A 15624-nucleotide genomic window follows, 5' to 3' on the forward strand; every position below is an offset into this window, starting at 1 on the left:
AGCGAGCAATGCTCTCGATCATCATCCCCGTGCTCAACGAAGAAGGCACCATCGAATCGTGTCTTCGACGGCTTCAGACGCTTCGTGGCAATGATGTCGAGATCATCCTTGTTGATGGCGGCAGCACGGACGGGACCGCTGGCTCGGCCCGAGGGCTCGCCGACAAGGTGATCGACGCCCCGCCTGGCCGAGCCCGGCAGATGAACGCTGGGGCGCTCGAGGCGAAGGGCTCGATCCTGCTTTTCCTGCATGCTGATACGATTCTGCCCGTCGGCGCCATGCAGGAAATGCAGACCGCTATCGACCGGTCGCGGCACGTTTGGGGACGCTTCGACGTCCGGATCGGCTCGCCGCTGTGGATCCTGTCCGTGGTCGCGTTCGCGATGAACTTGAGGTCGCGGTGGACCGGCATCGCCACAGGCGACCAAGCGATATTCGTGAAGCGCACCGCGTTCGACGAAGTGGGAGGATATCCGGCCATCGCGCTGATGGAGGACATCGCGCTCACTTCGGCGCTGAAGCGGATCACGCCGCCCATCTGCCTCCGGAGCAAGGTTACGACGTCCGGCCGCCGCTGGGAGAAAAAAGGGCCGATCCGGACGATCTTGCTGATGTGGCGCCTGCGGCTCGCCTTCTATCTTGGCGCGGATCCAAAGCAATTAGCGATAGAGTACATGTATGGGCGACATCGCTGAACGGCAGGTGCAACTTGCGATCTTCGCCAAGGCACCCGTGGCCGGCTACGCGAAAACGCGTCTAATTCCCGAGCTAGGGGCCGAGGGCGCCGCGAGCCTTCATGCGTTCTTCATCCGACGGGCCGTCGAGACGGCGCTGACATCTTCGTTGCGCCCCGTTTCTCTTTGGTGTGCGCCGGATTCAAGCCACGACATGTTCCGATGGCTGCACAGGGTCTATGGTATCGAGATATTCGGCCAAGTAGGGGAAAACTTAGGTGAGCGCATGCTCGATGCATTCGTCCGACTGATTGAGCGCGGTCCGGTCGTGCTGATCGGCACCGATTGCCCGGTGCTCTCGGCGGTCCACCTGGACCGGTGCGCGGCGGCTCTTCGCGACACCGATGTGGTCTTCACGCCGGCCGAGGACGGCGGATACGTACTGATTGGCCTTAGGCAACCTGAGCGGCGTCTGTTCGAAGAAGTCGCGTTCGGCACCGAGGTCGTGATGAGACAGACCCGCGAGCGCGTGAAGGAACTGCGCCTGAAGGCAATCGAAACGGAGACTCTTTGGGATGTTGATACTGCCGCGGACTTTAAGCGCGCGCGATCGGTCGGTCTTATACCAAAACTATTCGTTTAGATGCTTTAGTTGTTACTTTTCGTGTCGCTGATCGAACGACTTTCGTGAAGCGGGGTCCGGGAGGGCGCGCGCGGCCAGGGAAAGCTTCCAGTATTGGAGGACGGAAGATTGGTGTCGCGGGCGCGAAGAGCTCTTGTATCGCGAGCCGGCCGAGGTGAACTATCGCGCCACGAAATTAGATAAATAGCGGGAGGAGAAGATGCCGTCAAAAATCCAACCGTCGAACCGATGTGACACCATTAACGCCCCAGGCCTCTTGGTGCTTCGTTTTTTTCTGGATGTCTTTCTGCTCCAATGGAGCATAGAGAAGTTGATCTTGCCGGGCTGCGCAGTAAGAATTTCCCAGTCGTCAAAATACGTCGCTCTACCGGAAACGGTGCCGTATGTGTGTTGGGTAGCGCCGTTCCTCATGCGTTATTCGGATGTTTACTCCGTCGACGGGTGGCGCGGGCGGCTCGACTGCCCGCGTGAGAGAGCATGCCGGACACAGCGTATCCGCGGCTTGCCCGTCTGGATCGGCGGCCTTGCCTCTATCCTGCCGGGAGGAAGGTAACCATCCGCCGGCCCATGACGAACTATGACTCGTTAAGGTTCAAAACGGAGTTTCCGATGCGTTGTGGTTCACGGGCGCTCGCTGAAGGTGGTCGTCGCTCCTTCCTGCAAGGATTGTCGTTTTTTGCGGTCGCCGCTCTTGGTCTGGCCTGGGCGGTTCCGCCTGCCTCCGCGGCTGAGAAGATCAGGTTCGCAGTCGGACCTTTCCAGCCCACCCCGGGCGACACGAAGAAGGCCTATGAGCCGTTCTTCCAATACGTCGCCGGCAAGCTCGGCATGGACTACGACCTCGTCGTGACGAACGACTGGGCGGGAATAGCGACGGCGCTCGCTAACGGCCAGGCCGATGTCGCCTGGATGGGGCCCTGGGGATACGTGCTGGCCAACAACGAGGGCGGCGCCCAGGCCATAGCGACGGTCAAATACGACGGAAAGCCTACCTATCACGCTATCATCGTTGCGAAGCCCGATCTGAAGATCGAGAAGTTCCCTGCAGATGCGAAGGGAATGTCCATTTCCTTCGCGGACGTCGGCTCGACGTCCGGATGGCTGATCCCGACCTACTGGTTCAAGACCCAAGGCATCGATCCCAAGACGTTCTTCCGGTATCGCGACGGAGCCGCGCATCCAGCCAACGAGATGGCTGTGGCGAGCGGGCAGGTGGACCTCGCGACCGACTACGACCGCAATCTCAACAGCATGATCGAGCGCGATCTCATCAAGCGGGACGCCGTCAAAGTCGTCTGGACCTCGGAGCCACTGCCGAACGATCCACTGGTCGTCAGAAAGGACTTCGATCCGAACACGATGAAGAGATTGCAGGAGATCGTGCTTGCCATCACCGAAGAACAGGCGAAGTCGATGATGCCGCTACACTACACCGGTTGGGTCGCGGCCACCCATGACAGCTACAAGCTGATCGAGGGCGCAGGCGTTGCGGTCGGAAAGCTTAGCGCCAAGACGAATTGAGAATGTCCGAGCGGACGGAGGCCGACATTCGGCGAACCAAACTGGCGTCCATGCTGTCAGCGCGCTTCTTGCGCACCGGCTCCGTGGTCATCGCGCTGGTCGCGGCGTATTGGCTCTGCTGGCGTTTCGCTGAGGTGGATCTGGGCCGGCTGATAGATGGGCTTCCTCGCTTGTGGTCATGGACGCTCCGGGCATGGCCGCCGGACTTTTCCGACTTGGGCACGCTGCTCGAACGTGCCGCCGAGACTTTGGCGATGGCGACGCTCGGCACCACGCTCGGGGGTATCATCGCGGTCCCGGTCTGCTTCCTCGCTGCGGCGAACACGGCTCCCAATCGGCTCATCTACGGCTTGGCGCGTGTCTCGCTCAACGCGCTGCGCGGCATCGACAGCTTCGTGTTCGCGCTTCTGTTCGTCGCGGCCGTAGGCCTCGGTCCCTTCGCCGGCGTTCTGGGCATAGGAGTACATTCCGCTGGCTCCATAGCAAAACTCTGGTCGGAGGCGGTCGAGACCGCGGCCGACGGACCTCTTGAGGCCGCGATGCTAAGCGGGGCATCAAAGTCGAAGGTGTTCGTCTTTGCGCTCCTGCCGGACGTCCTGCCATCCCTGGTGTCGACCCTGCTTTACGTCTGGGAGTTCAATGTTCGGGCGTCGACCGTGCTCGGTATCGTCGGCGCAGGCGGCATCGGTCAGGAGCTCAAGAACAACATCGATCTCCTCGCTTTTCCGCGGGTGTTGGCGATTCTTTTGGTGATCCTCGCGATGGTCACAATCATCGATCGCTCGAGCGCGTGGTTGCGGGGCCGGCTGTCATGAGCGGCGACGCGGGCATCGAGGTCGTGGACCTGGCCAAGTCGTTCGGCGGCCGGCCGGTTTTCAGCGGTTTGTCCCTCCGTGTGGAGAAGGGCGAATTCGTCGCTCTCGTCGGCCCAAGCGGCGCCGGCAAGACGACGTTGTTGCGTTGTTTGGTCCGCCTGGTCGAAGCCGACGACGGCGAAATCTGGGTAGCGGGCAACGCGATGCATCGGCTCGGTGGCCGCGGACTTTCGGATGCCAGGCGACATATCGGTTTTATCTTCCAGCAGTTCAATCTGGTCCGGAGGCGGTCGGCGCTCGACAACGTCATCGGCGGCAGGCTCGCGTCCATGCCCTTCTGGCGCGTGGCTCTGAGCCTGTACGACGTGTGGGATCTGCGGGCGGCCGAGCGGGCGCTGGCGCGGGTCGGCCTTCGCGACAGATCGCTCCTTCGGGCCGATAGACTCTCCGGCGGTCAGCAGCAACGGGTGGCCATCGCACGGGCGCTGGTTCAGGAGAGCAGCGTGCTGCTCGCCGACGAGCCGATAGCGAGCCTCGATCCGCACGCAGCCCGAGGCGTCCTGGCTCTTCTCCGCTCGCTCGCCCGCGACGACGGCCTGACCGTGCTGTGCAGCCTTCACCAGCACGACCTCGCGCGAGAATACGCCGATAGGGTCGTTGCGATCGAGGATCTGGGCAGCGCTCGCGCGCCCTGGCCGGCAAGACAGTCGATGTGAGGACGGAGATCATGCGCCGCTACGCTCCCTATGTTCTAGTGGTCATGTTGGTGGCGGCGGTCATCTTAGTCCACTTCAGTGGCTTGACGGATATTCTCAGTCCTGAAGCGGTACTGGCCAAGCGTCAGGCGCTTCAGGACCTCGTCTCGTCACATCCCGTCCTCGCGCCCCTGACGTTCGCGTTGACCTATATGGCGGTCGCCGCTCTGTCGCTCCCGGTAGCGGCGCTCCTCAGCCTGCTCGGGGGTTTCCTTTTCGGCGTCTGGCTCGGGACCGTGCTGGTGCTGTCGTCCGCGACGGCGGGCGCGCTGATGGTCTTCCTCGTCGCGCGCAGCGCGTTCGGCGAACCGTTGCGGCGCAAGGCGGGGCCTCTCTACGCGAAGATCGCGGACAACATGCGGGAGAACGCCTTCGGGTACCTGCTGTTCATGCGGCTGGTGCCGCTGTTTCCGTTCTTCCTCGTCAATCTTGTTTCGGCCCTGTTCGACGTGAAGGTGCGCCAATTCGTGCTCGCGACGTTCCTCGGCATGGCTCCGGCCACTCTGATCTACGTCAATTTCGGACGTCAGATCGGCAACGTGACGAGCGTCCGAAGCCTGATGTCGCCGAGCGTATTGATCGCGCTGACCGGGCTCGGTCTGCTTGTCTTGGCGCCGGTCGTCTACAGGCAGTGGGCCAGGAGACGATCCGTTGCGGCGGCCGAGAAGATGGAGACGTGATCCATGGCAGAATCGACGTTCGACGTCTGCGTCATAGGGGCCGGAGCCGCGGGACTTTCAGTGGCCGCAGGCGCGTCCCAGCTCGGCCTGAAGACCGTTCTGATCGAGCGTAGTCAAATGGGCGGCGAGTGTCTCAATTCCGGATGCGTGCCTTCCAAGGCGTTGCTAGCTGCCGCGAAGGCGGCGCATCGCTGCGAGTTCACCGGGATCCCGGGCGTATCGGGCCAGCCCCCTCGAGTTGATTTCGCCGCGATCAAGGACGGCCTGCGCGGCGTGATCGCAACCATCGCACCCCACGATTCCGTCGAACGGTTCCGGGGTCTCGGCGTCACCGTGCATAGAGACACGGCCCGGTTCCTCGACGCGAGATCGATTCAGGTCGGGGCCATCAGATTGCAGGCCCGGCGGTTCGTCATCGCGACGGGCTCGAAACCCGCCGTACCGAATATACCGGGACTGGACCGCTCCAAAATCCTCACGAACGACAATGTGTTCGACTTGCGGAACAAGCCCGATCATCTCGTCATCATCGGAGGTGGTCCGATAGGTGTCGAGATGGCCGTCGCCCATCGACGGCTGGGGAGCTCCGTCACCGTCGTTGAGCGCGCTTCGATCCTACCGCATGACGAACCTGAGCTCGTCGACAAGCTTCGCGACATAATGCGCGGCGAGGGTATATCGCTGCAGGAGAATGTCGAGATCACGTCGATCGATCATCCTTTCGGAGGCGTCGTCGTGCGACTCCGGAAGGATGGTGCGGATTACGCGGTGTCGGGCTCGCACCTGCTCGTCGCGGCCGGCCGCGAGCCCGTCTTCGACGATCTGGGTCTGGAAGCTGCGGGGATCGCTCACGACCCGAAGGGCATCCTCGTCGACGCAAGGCTACGAACCAGCCAACGGCACGTCTTCGCGCTCGGCGACGTGATCGACGCGCCTCGTTTCACCCACGCAGCCGGCTATCAGGCGGGCATCGTGGTGCGGAATCTCGCGTTCCGTCTTCCGGCCAAGGCGCATTATGAAGCATTGCCGTGGGTGACCTACTCGGATCCCGAACTGGCTCATGTCGGCCTGACCGAGGCGAAGGCGCGCGAGCGCTACGACGGGAAGGTCCGGATCGAGCGCGTTCCGTTGAAGGGCAACGACCGCGCCGTCACGGAGCGTCATCCGGAGGGAGAGATCAAGATCGTTTTGGGCTCCCACGCCCGGGTACTCGGAGCTTCGATCCTAGCCCCTGCGGCGGGAGAGATGATCGGGCTCTGGTGTCTGGCAGTTTCGCGGAAGCTTACCTTGAGGGCGATTACCGATCTCATGTTGCCTTATCCGACCATGGGCGAGATCGGAAAGGCGGCCGCGAGCCGGTACTACCAGCCGACACTGTTCGGCGAGCGGACAAGGCGACTGGTCGGCGCTCTCCAGTGGCTGCCGCCATGGTAGCGTTGCCCACGCTTCCTCGACAGGTTGTTCTGGTGGGGGCCGGGCATGCGCATGTCGAGGTCCTGAGGTCGTTCGCGACCTCGCCGATGGCCGACGTGCGCCTGACGCTGGTCTCACGCTCCCAGACTACACCGTATTCAGGCATGTTGCCGGGCGTGGTCGCTGGCCTGTACCGGAAAGAGGACGCCTACATCGACGCGCTCGCGCTCGCGACCGCCGCGGGAGCGACCTTTCTCCGGACGGAAGCCGTGGGCATCGATCTGCGATCGCAGCACGTGTCCTGTCGCGATGGGGCGCCGTTGCCCTACGACATTGTGTCCCTCGACGTCGGTTCGACGCCTAATACCGAAGGCGTCACCGGCGCCGCCGAACACGCAATCCCGGTAAAGCCGATCGACGCCTTTCTGAGCCGTTTCGAGCCCCTTCGCGCGCGTATCAGAGAGAGACCGGGCCGTATCGTCATCGTCGTCGGCGGCGCTGCGGGAGTCGAGCTCGCGTTTTCGGTCCATCGCAGGCTAACGGCCGAAGTGATCGACGCCGGTCTGCGCTCCCGGCCCTTGAAGTTTACGCTACTCTGCGCGTCCGACCGCATCCTGCCCGAATTTCCACGGGCATTCCGGCAGCGGTGCAGGCGCATACTCGACGACAGAGGCATCGAAGTCCTCGAGAACGCACGCGTGAGCGCCGTTCTACCCGGAACAGTCGAACTCACGGATGGCCGCAACGTGGCCGCTGACGAGGCACTTTGGGTGACTGAGGCGGCCGCTCCGAGCTGGCTGCGAGCGAGCGGACTGGTCGTGGACGAACGCGGCTTCGCCGTCGTGGACGGAACGTTACGGGCATCCGGACACGACAACATCTTCGCGGCCGGTGACGTCGCTGCCTTTCAACCGCGCAAGCTGCCGAAATCCGGAGTGTATGCAGTCCGGCAAGGCCCCGTTTTGGCCCGTAACATCCGCCGGCTTCTCGCCAATGAAACGCTCGCGGAGTATTCGCCGCAGCAGCAAACGCTCTACCTTCTGTCCACGGGAGAGAGACACGCGATCGGCACGCGAAACGGCCTCGTCTTGGAGGGCGATTGGGTCTGGTCGTTCAAGAACTGGTTGGACCGCCGCTTCGTGGGCAAATATCGGATTGACGGCGCTGCGCCCCTCGATCGCGGTAGCCCCCGCGGTTAGTTGCGCTCGGAGAAGGCGGCCCAACCCCAGACCCAGCGCGTTACCGTCGTGATGAGACAGAGCGCCGCAAAGGACCACGCGAGTGCTGGGAACCAGTCCGGCAACAGGCACATGAGTGCGAAGAAGGCGATCGTCTCGGCGCCCTCGGTGAGGCCGCCCAGGTAATGCAGCCCCTTGTGGGGAAACGCGGCCGACGAAATTCCGCGTCGTTCGGCTATGACCGCGAATGCGAGGAAGCTGCTCGCCGTCCCCATGAAGCCGACCAGGAGCCCGCACGCGGCCAACGCATTGCGGGCGGGATCGGCGAGCGCGAAGCCGAACGGAACCAACGCGTAGAACACGAAATCGAGAGCTACATCGAGAAAGGCTCCGCGGTCCGTCGGCCCAGTCAGGCGTGCGACCGCGCCGTCCAAACCGTCCAGCAGCCTGTTCGACAACAGCAGCACCAGGGCGGGCAGGTAAGCACGCAAAGCAAGCAAGGCCACTCCGCCCAGGCCGACTGCGAAGCCCAACATGGTGAGCGCGTCGGCCGAGACGCCAGCGCCTGCGAGTGTGCGAGCCGGAGCCGCAAGCGCCGTCTTCATCACGGGCTGGAATCGACGATCGAACATCGGTGGTTCCCTCCAGCGCTATGTGTTCGGATCCTATCACGGGGCGAGCGCAGCGGATGGTTTAGCGCCGCCGAGGCTTGCGCTGCATGGTCGTCCGCAGGGACTCGAGCGAGACCGCGAGCTTGTTTCGCAGTCGTTCGCCAGCTTCGATCGCGGTCGCCTGGAATTCGAGTGCGTCCGCGGCGGCCGAGATGATCTCGCCGGGCTCGCGGTGCAACGTCTGCACCAGCGGACCTCGGCCGGAGCAGGACGCCGCGCTGCGGACTGGCTTCCGCAGGATCGACGTGTAGAGGCGCAAGGGTCGGGATCCCGATTGATCACTGAAGTCCTCACAGACGCTTGCGGCCGATGCTGACGGCTAACTGTCCTGCCAAGCGTTTCGTGGCGTGCCCGAAAAGGTTACCTGGCCCGGTCGAATCGAAAGCACCTGATGGCAGACGTAACCTTTGCCCTCCTTGCGTCGAACTCTCTCCGCGGACGTACCTACGCGCATTCAGCGGAGATGGTCGCAGCCCGGACTATCTCCGCGCAGGGCGGCGGTGCGTGCCGGCCTATGAGTAGCCCCGGCGGCACGCACCGTTGCTTTTCTAGCCTCATCGCAAGGTTTGCTGGATGTTTTCACGCCTGATCTGGTTTCTGCTGTTTCCAGCGGTGTTGCATGCCGGCATCGCAGCGTCGGCCGAGCAGCGCTTTCCTGTAACCCAATTCTGGAAAGGCGCTTGGGGTGCCTGGGAAGCAAAGGCCTTCAAGGGCGAAACGGCCTACGCCTTCACTTTCGATCCCGATCTGAACCTAACGGTTCTCGAAGCAACTTCGCGAGCTGCCGCGTCGGGGCGCTTTCGGAGGATTGAGGTCGATCTGGTGAAGACGCCCTTCCTGAACTGGTCATGGAAGGTTACTCAACCAGTGACGGGCGTCGACGAGAACACCAAGGCCGGAGATGACTTCGCCGCGCGCATCTACGTCGTCGTGGAGCGCGGTCCATTAGGGTTGCGTTCGTTGTCCATGAATTACGTCTGGGCAGCCCAACATCCGGTCGGAGCAGCGTGGCCCAGCCCGTTCACTAGCAACGTCCGACTTCTGGCGACGGATTCTGGTACATCGCGCCTGAATTCTTGGGTCAACCACAAGCGCAACGTACGGGAAGATTTGAAACAGCAGTTCGGTGAGGATATTCGGTCCATCGATGTCGTCGCCATAATGACTGACACCGATAATTCGGGTCAACGCGCTCACGCATTCTATGGCGATATCTGGTTCTCTTCGCAGTAGTCGAATCGGCGCTGGCGTTCGCGGTCTAGCGTCGGCGCTCGCGGCCGAGCAATTCGAAGTTGGTTTTCACGGGTTTTCGGCAGTGATGAAGCATATGCAGGAGGTAGTCGCATGATGAAGGCTGTCTGGAACGGAGCGGTCATCGCTGAGGCCGACAAGACGGAGATTGTCGAGGGCAATCATTATTTTCCGCCGGAGTCGTTGCGGAAAGAATTCTTTCGGCCCAGCGATACTCAAACGGTCTGCCCGTGGAAGGGAACTGCCAACTACTACTCGATTGTCGTCGGTGACAAGGTCAACGCCGACGCGGCTTGGTACTATCCCACGCCCAAGAGCGCGGCGAGCCAGATTGCGGGGAAGGTTGCGTTCTGGAAGGGTGTGCGAGTTGAGGCTGCGCAATAGCACCGTCCCTTCCGGGAGAGCGCATCTCATGGTCCCGTTCATGATCCAGGAGATGCAGACGATCTTGCACAGTCGCGGTGTCAGGCAACCCCATTTGTTGGGCCGCAAGCATATATGCGGGATTATCCAGGGGAACGGATCGTCGGTGCTTATGGATGTGCTGCATCCCCGTCCGGTTGGCGAGCAGCCTCCCGCTCCCATTGGAGAGTTCTGAAGTCGAAATTGCCATCGATTGTCGGCTTCACGATTCGGAAATAGGGCGACACATCGAAGTCGCGCGGGACGAAGAGGGAATGGTGACGGATGTGCAAAATCTCGTCCATGCAGCCGGGACATTCCTGGGTCGCCGCCGCGCGATACTCGATTGTCGGAAGAATTGGATAATTCACCGACTGGAAAGCTTGAGCAATAAGCGTCGAGCAAATCGCTCTGGTGGGATCTCCGCTTCCGAGCGCGATCATCCGTCGGCGAAAGTGGAACGGCACTGGGGGCGTTGGGAACAGGTAGCGTGCAAGGTCGACGATATTCCTGAGATCGTAGCGGTGCCCTAAGCGGCTGATCGCGAAATCGACGACCGCTCGGCATTCTGCTTCGTTCAACCCGACCGGTCGGCATATTCGCGTCGGCATTCCCACGAATTCCTCGAAGCCGACGCTACGAACACCTGCCACGAGATCGGCTTCGACGAAGCAATGCGTCGGGTCAGAAAATAACTCTGAGCCGGGCGGCCCGACATAGAGGGCCGCGTGCGACCACGTCGACTGGGTTAGGTACTTAATGGCGGTGCCGACCCTCGAATTGCCGTCTACCAACACCACGTCAGCGGGCTCGAGGCAATTCATCAGTTGATCCGGCATCGTCAGCGGGGTTGAGCTGTGGGTGTGTCGCTCGCCGCTCAGAAATCTGGCGAGGGTATGACCAATCCTGGCCAATAGACGGTTCATGCCTCTCACCGGTATCGATCACTATCTTATGTTCATAGATTCGTTGTGAGCGGCATTAGGGTTACGTTCGGTTTGAAGTTGATCGGATCAGTTTGCGCACGGCGAAATCCCTGATCGTCCTGTCGGAGATGCGATAGCCTAGGCGGTCAAGCTCGGGAGGCCAACCGCCTTCACCGATGTCTGCGCTTGGTTCTGCGTTTGCGCCGCCCCCCTCGCTCCCGAACAATCGGTCGGAGATACGCCCATGCCGGAAGGATCAGCACTGCACTTCACCTGGATTTGATCAGGCGCATCCCCTTGAATGCGGGCTACTTCCAGCGTGCCGTCCCGGACAACGCCCTCCAGCCAGCGTAACCTTCCGCCGATCGGCTTCGAACTCTGACATAGGGGCATCGGCGTCGCCAGACGCCGAGCGTGCTCAACTGTCATTGGGAGATCAGGATGCCATCCATCAAGCTCTTGTCGACGATCATGTTCATGATCGGACTATCCTTCGCTCCAGCCGGGGCAGCCCTTGCGGCAAGCCAGGCACCGTACACGCAACAGGCGTTTGCGGCATCGCAGCAGGACGGAAAGCCTATTCTCGTCGACATCGCGGCGAGTTGGTGTCCAGTCTGCGCGAAACAGCATCCTATCATCGATGATCTCGCCACAAACCCCTCGTTTAAGGATCTCGTTATCTACAAGGTGGACTTCGACACCCAGAAAGACGTCGTCCGTTCGTTTGGCGCGAAGATGCAAAGTACATTGATCGTCTTCCGCGGCTCGAAGGAAAAAGGGCGCTCGGTCGGCGATACGAATCCTGACTCGATCAAGGCGCTTCTCGAGAAAGCGAACTGAACGCGATCGTGGAGCTTGAGCGTGACGTTTCCGATCGGCGGCATCGGCTTTGGATTCCTGGCAGGGATGCTTTCTACACTTTCCCCATGCGTGCTCCCGTTACTTCCGCTGGTCCTTGGTCCAGCGATTGCTGCGCACCGCCTTGGCGTGCCGGCGCTAGCCGCCGGCCTGGTCACCTCATTCGTCGCCGTCGGGCTATTCGTGGCGACGATCGGGTTTTCCATAGGCTTGGATGGTGGCATCTTCCGATCGGTTTCGGCAGTGCTCCTCGTCCTGATGGGAATCGTGCTCCTCAGCGACGCGTTGCAACAGCGCTTCGCGATGGCTGCTGGAGGCATCAGCAATGCCGGCAATCAGCTGATCGCGCGATTCTCGCCGAGTGGGCTCAGTGGCCAGTTCGTTCTGGGATTGCTGCTTGGCGCGATCTGGAGTCCCTGCGTCGGGCCGACCCTCGGTGCAGCATCCCTCCTCGCGGCTCAGGGACGCGACCTCGCCAGTGTGGCGATCGTCATGGTGGCGTTCGGTCTTGGGACCGCCATCCCGCTGCTCATCGTCGGCTCGCTCTCACGCCAGGCGCTCAGTCGCTGGCGTGGCAATCTCATGGGAGTCGGGAAGCTCGGTAAAGTCATCCTCGGCGTAGGAGCCTTGGCCGTAGCAGCGATGATCCTCAGCGGGTTCGATCGCACACTCGAGGCAGCGCTCGTCGCTGCGTCTCCGACTTGGCTGGTTGATCTGACAACACGCTATTGAAGGTCGCGATGTGGCGATCTCAATCGAATGCACCCACGCAGTTGCGACACGTGGGTCCCAAGCGGCTTCCAACTATTCACCGTAACTCGCGAGGACACGTAGCCATGAACAAACTAAGCCGTCGACACCTACTTGGTGCTGGAGTAACTCTTGGTATTGCTGCGGCGGCGCGCACGCAAGCGTGGGCTGCTCCGGAGACAGCCTACGATCTCCAATTCATTCTGCATGCCGTATTTTTCTCCGATGAGACGCATCAGGCCCAGCCGTTGGATCCCCATGCCTTCGTCAAAGACCCCTCGGCCGCAGCCGCCGTCGGGCCGCAAAATATTCCCCACATCGCGGGCTTTCGGCCTGCGCTCGTGGCCGGGTCATTGGATGTCGAAGCCTTCAATGCGCAAGGGAAGAGTCTTGGCTTCAGTTTGGCGGATTGGTTCGCCGCCAAAGGGTCCGTCAAGCTCACGCCGAGCGACGGGGGCGCGCGACTTGATTGCCGCTTTGCTCAGTTGCGGCCGAACGGAGTCTACAGCTTGTTCGAGAACCATTTCGACCAAAAGCCAATAGGCTTCAAGCCGTCGGACGGTAGCGGAAACGGCAACAGCTTCACTGCTGACGTGAACGGAAGTGCCGCCATCAGCATGACGTCACCGCGCCTGCTGACACACGACAATGCCGTACTGCTCGTCTACCATAGCGACGGCATCACCCACGGATTGGAGCGTGGAGAAATCGGCGTCACCGCACATCACCAGATCATCGCGCGAATACCAGCGTGACATTCGCATGAGGCGGGTAGCCCCTTTAGCCGGTCTGACGTCGTGAAGAGAGCGCCAGACCTAATCCGACGCCAACATCTAAGTCCTCTATGCGGATGCCAGAGTCGGACACAATCTCTTTGGTTGATGAACGGGACAAATCCCGGGGAATGAAGTAGCGATGCGACGGGTTCAAAGCGCCTTTCTGGCAATTATAGCTTTGATCGTTGGTTTTGCACTCGCGACGCTGCTGCATCCTCAATCGACGTTCGCCATCTCACCGGCGCGATCCCCGCTGCATCGCGTCGTGATTCTGATCGACTCCGACAACGAGAAGATCATGGGGCATGCTATCAGCTATTCAATGAACATCACCCGCGCCTATGCAATGAAGAACGAGAAGGTCTCGATCGAGATAGTGGCGAATGGATCTGGCATTAGGCTGTTCCGCTCTGACACGTCGCCACTGCAGCAACCACTGGCCTATTTGCGCCAAAACATTCCAGGCATCGTCTTCAGCATGTGCGACTCCTCGCGCCAGATCGCCGAGGAAAAAGAGGGCCACGCTATCGCCTTGATCCCGGGCGCCAGGTTAGTCCCGTTCGGCGTCGGCCGTGTCGTCGAGCTCGAGGAAGCCGGATGGAGCTATATTCACGGATAGATGACTATCCAATCAATCGTCGAGCCCAGCCATCAGAGGCGATCTAATCATCTAATCGACCAGAGACGATCTAACCGACATCCGCCGGACAGCATGCGCGTCCGCGGATAGCCCATCCGCGATGACCTTGCGCGGGGTGCAGCAATAATCTCTCGTCAGAGCTTCTGAACTCTGATGTGGGGGCTCTGCTGTGGCACGCCGACCCGAAAAAAAATAAAGAAGAAGATCGGGTTTGGTAGAAAATAACGCCAGCCAAGCATGCGGTCCCGGCCGCCGTCACGATCGAGGAAATCAAGCCAGATATAGAAGAATTTGTACACGCAGAATCCCGGAATCCAGTTCGTGCGGAATCCTTCGGTCTTGAGACAGCCCTTGCTGATGTAGTAGTTGCCTTCAAATGAGGTAATGCCGAAGAGTCCGAGCGGACCTTCGGCAAGGAGTTCACCGTCAGGCTCGTGATAGATCCGAATGCGTGTCATGCGACGCCTCACCAGTGCAGAATCTTCGCAGACTTCGTGACGGCCATCCTGCGCCAGGCGAGGAAGCACAGGGTCAGTAGCAGCGTTCCGACCCCCACAGAGATCGGAAATTCGTAGCCGACGTTTGGAATTACAAACGGTAGCAATCCAACTGCGAGTGCAGGCGGCACATGCAGGTCGAATACGCGCAGAACTCCGATTCCGAAGAGGGTGCTGGCGGCCGCCGCGAGCGGAGCATCCCCAAAGAACACTACGAGAGCGACGCCGGCAGCCGCGGTGAGGGTGCAGGCAATCGGAAGGATGAATGGTCGCCCAGCCCATGGGCAGATATGCGCGTGTGCAAACATCTCGAATGCGATGACGACCAGCGGCGGGAACAGCAGTAATCGCCAGCCGGTCACTTCCACCAGAAGGATCGCAATCACCAAAAAGACGAGGAAAAAGGGAACCCATGAGTAATCGCGCGGCGCCTCTTCAACGATGTCGTCCACCAGATCGCTTGGCGATCCGGCCTCCGGCGGCGGAGGAACGAAGCGACGCCAGATGAGCGAAACTGCCGCGAGCGCGCCCAGCCCGATAAGCAACGAGGGCGCATAGAGGGGAGTTGAAATCCCTAGCGAAAGCGGAAGGAGCCCTGCGGAGATGGCTGGGGCGATCGGCGATCGCAGCACGCCGATGATGGCAATAGCGACGCCGATCGTCAGGAGGACCGAAATGGCGCTGTAATCAAAATGCTGAGTGATCAAAGTGCCAACGACGCCCGTAAGCAAGGGCGTGACGACAAGCATCAGTGGCGCTTTGGCCCAGATCCCGTGCGGTCGCTTGAGAACGTCGTGAGAGAGCGCTCCGAGTTCGGGGAACAGCACGTAGGGAAGGTGCGTCGCCTGGGCGATCGACGCGATCACCGCGATATAGACAAGTGTACCGGCCTCTCCGAGCCAAATCGCACGGGACGATTTCGCGGCTCGGGAACCCTCGAGATCCCGCCACGATGATTTCCTTGGCAACATCCGTCGGCTATTCCCCTAACACAGCGCTGAAGCCCGCTGTAGGGCCGTTCCGACGCCGGAACAGAGGGCATCCAATCCGTCGTTCTCAAGCAGGATGGGGCAGGCACCGGACTGAACTGCTCGCGAACTGGCTGTAAGCAGAGCGACAGCCAAGCATGCGAAGTTGGGCGACAGTCAGCAGGGTGTGACTGCCACGCCTGGCT

General features: G+C 61.2%; 19 protein-coding genes. 14 read left to right on the forward strand and 5 right to left on the reverse strand.

The window, feature by feature from the left end:
- The first annotated feature begins 8 nt into the window (after window positions 1–8).
- From KHC23_RS17600 to KHC23_RS17635, 8 genes are all read left to right on the forward strand, one after another.
- Window positions 9–695 carry a TIGR04283 family arsenosugar biosynthesis glycosyltransferase gene (locus KHC23_RS17600; RefSeq protein ID WP_246544709.1) on the forward strand — a complete coding sequence of 229 codons (687 nt, stop codon included), beginning with the start codon at window positions 9–11 and terminating at the stop codon, window positions 693–695.
- Window positions 679–1317: a TIGR04282 family arsenosugar biosynthesis glycosyltransferase gene (locus KHC23_RS17605; protein ID WP_213374176.1), complete on the forward strand. Its 639-nt coding sequence runs from the start codon at window positions 679–681 to the stop codon at window positions 1315–1317. The genes KHC23_RS17600 and KHC23_RS17605 overlap by 17 nt, the downstream gene beginning before the upstream one ends.
- Before the next feature lie 567 nt (window positions 1318–1884).
- Window positions 1885–2838: a phosphate/phosphite/phosphonate ABC transporter substrate-binding protein gene (locus KHC23_RS17610; protein ID WP_246544710.1), complete on the forward strand. Its 954-nt coding sequence runs from the start codon at window positions 1885–1887 to the stop codon at window positions 2836–2838.
- A gap of 2 nt (window positions 2839–2840) precedes the next feature.
- Window positions 2841–3653, forward strand: coding sequence for a phosphonate ABC transporter, permease protein PhnE (gene phnE / locus KHC23_RS17615; RefSeq protein ID WP_213374178.1), 813 nt, complete (start codon window positions 2841–2843; stop codon window positions 3651–3653).
- Entirely contained in the window at window positions 3650–4369 is a 720-nt protein-coding gene (locus tag KHC23_RS17620; RefSeq protein ID WP_213374179.1) for a phosphonate ABC transporter ATP-binding protein, read from the forward strand. Before phnE ends, KHC23_RS17620 begins: the two co-directional genes overlap by 4 nt.
- An 11-nt stretch (window positions 4370–4380) precedes the next feature.
- Window positions 4381–5088, forward strand: coding sequence for a TVP38/TMEM64 family protein (locus KHC23_RS17625; RefSeq protein ID WP_213374180.1), 708 nt, complete (start codon window positions 4381–4383; stop codon window positions 5086–5088).
- 3 nt (window positions 5089–5091) lie between these two features.
- Complete coding sequence (locus KHC23_RS17630) at window positions 5092–6522, forward strand: dihydrolipoyl dehydrogenase family protein (protein ID WP_213374181.1); 1431 nt, start codon at window positions 5092–5094, stop codon at window positions 6520–6522.
- Complete coding sequence (locus KHC23_RS17635) at window positions 6516–7700, forward strand: FAD-dependent oxidoreductase (RefSeq protein ID WP_213374183.1); 1185 nt, start codon at window positions 6516–6518, stop codon at window positions 7698–7700. The genes KHC23_RS17630 and KHC23_RS17635 overlap by 7 nt, the downstream gene beginning before the upstream one ends.
- Here the strand turns inward: KHC23_RS17635 and KHC23_RS17640 are convergent.
- Window positions 7697–8311, reverse strand: coding sequence for a CDP-alcohol phosphatidyltransferase family protein (locus KHC23_RS17640; protein ID WP_213374185.1), 615 nt, complete (start codon window positions 8309–8311; stop codon window positions 7697–7699). The two genes, KHC23_RS17635 and KHC23_RS17640, sit on opposite strands and share 4 nt — an antisense overlap.
- A gap of 61 nt (window positions 8312–8372) precedes the next feature.
- Window positions 8373–8609, reverse strand: a complete 237-nt coding sequence (locus KHC23_RS17645) for a hypothetical protein (protein WP_213374187.1) — start codon at window positions 8607–8609, stop codon at window positions 8373–8375.
- Window positions 8610–8923: 314 nt separating this feature from the next.
- Between KHC23_RS17645 and KHC23_RS17650 the strand changes: the two genes are divergently transcribed.
- Together KHC23_RS17650 and KHC23_RS17655 are read left to right on the forward strand one after the other, a co-directional pair.
- Window positions 8924–9583 carry a DUF3047 domain-containing protein gene (locus KHC23_RS17650; RefSeq protein WP_213374189.1) on the forward strand — a complete coding sequence of 220 codons (660 nt, stop codon included), beginning with the start codon at window positions 8924–8926 and terminating at the stop codon, window positions 9581–9583.
- A 111-nt stretch (window positions 9584–9694) separates the two neighbouring features.
- On the forward strand, window positions 9695–9985 hold the full coding sequence (locus KHC23_RS17655) for a DUF427 domain-containing protein (RefSeq protein WP_213374191.1): 291 nt from the start codon (window positions 9695–9697) through the stop codon (window positions 9983–9985).
- 149 nt (window positions 9986–10134) lie between these two features.
- Here KHC23_RS17655 and KHC23_RS17660 read toward each other — a convergent pair whose 3' ends face one another.
- The gene (locus KHC23_RS17660; RefSeq protein ID WP_213374192.1) at window positions 10135–10929 is read right to left on the reverse strand and encodes a C40 family peptidase; all 795 of its coding nucleotides are present in this window, start codon (window positions 10927–10929) and stop codon (window positions 10135–10137) included.
- A gap of 441 nt (window positions 10930–11370) precedes the next feature.
- Between KHC23_RS17660 and KHC23_RS17665 the strand changes: the two genes are divergently transcribed.
- The 4 genes from KHC23_RS17665 to KHC23_RS17680 all read left to right on the forward strand — a co-directional run bounded on the left by KHC23_RS17665 (window position 11371) and on the right by KHC23_RS17680 (window position 13932).
- A complete protein-coding gene (locus KHC23_RS17665; protein WP_213374194.1) occupies window positions 11371–11769 on the forward strand; it encodes a thioredoxin family protein in 399 nt (132 codons plus the stop codon).
- 21 nt (window positions 11770–11790) lie between these two features.
- A complete protein-coding gene (locus KHC23_RS17670; protein WP_271188587.1) occupies window positions 11791–12519 on the forward strand; it encodes a cytochrome c biogenesis CcdA family protein in 729 nt (242 codons plus the stop codon).
- 104 nt (window positions 12520–12623) lie between these two features.
- On the forward strand, window positions 12624–13292 hold the full coding sequence (locus KHC23_RS17675; RefSeq protein ID WP_213374196.1) for a hypothetical protein: 669 nt from the start codon (window positions 12624–12626) through the stop codon (window positions 13290–13292).
- Between the two features lie 160 nt (window positions 13293–13452).
- Window positions 13453–13932: a DsrE family protein gene (locus KHC23_RS17680; protein ID WP_246544711.1), complete on the forward strand. Its 480-nt coding sequence runs from the start codon at window positions 13453–13455 to the stop codon at window positions 13930–13932.
- Window positions 13933–14087: 155 nt separating this feature from the next.
- On the opposite strand, the gene KHC23_RS17685 is transcribed toward KHC23_RS17680, so the two are convergent.
- Together KHC23_RS17685 and KHC23_RS17690 are read right to left on the reverse strand one after the other, a co-directional pair.
- Window positions 14088–14411 carry a hypothetical protein gene (locus tag KHC23_RS17685; protein ID WP_213374198.1) on the reverse strand — a complete coding sequence of 108 codons (324 nt, stop codon included), beginning with the start codon at window positions 14409–14411 and terminating at the stop codon, window positions 14088–14090.
- Window positions 14412–14419: 8 nt separating this feature from the next.
- Window positions 14420–15421 carry an HPP family protein gene (locus KHC23_RS17690; protein ID WP_213374200.1) on the reverse strand — a complete coding sequence of 334 codons (1002 nt, stop codon included), beginning with the start codon at window positions 15419–15421 and terminating at the stop codon, window positions 14420–14422.
- Between the last annotated feature and the right edge of the window lie 203 nt (window positions 15422–15624).

It is taken from the genome of Ancylobacter dichloromethanicus (assembly GCF_018390645.1).
GTDB lineage: Bacteria > Pseudomonadota > Alphaproteobacteria > Rhizobiales > Xanthobacteraceae > Ancylobacter > Ancylobacter dichloromethanicus.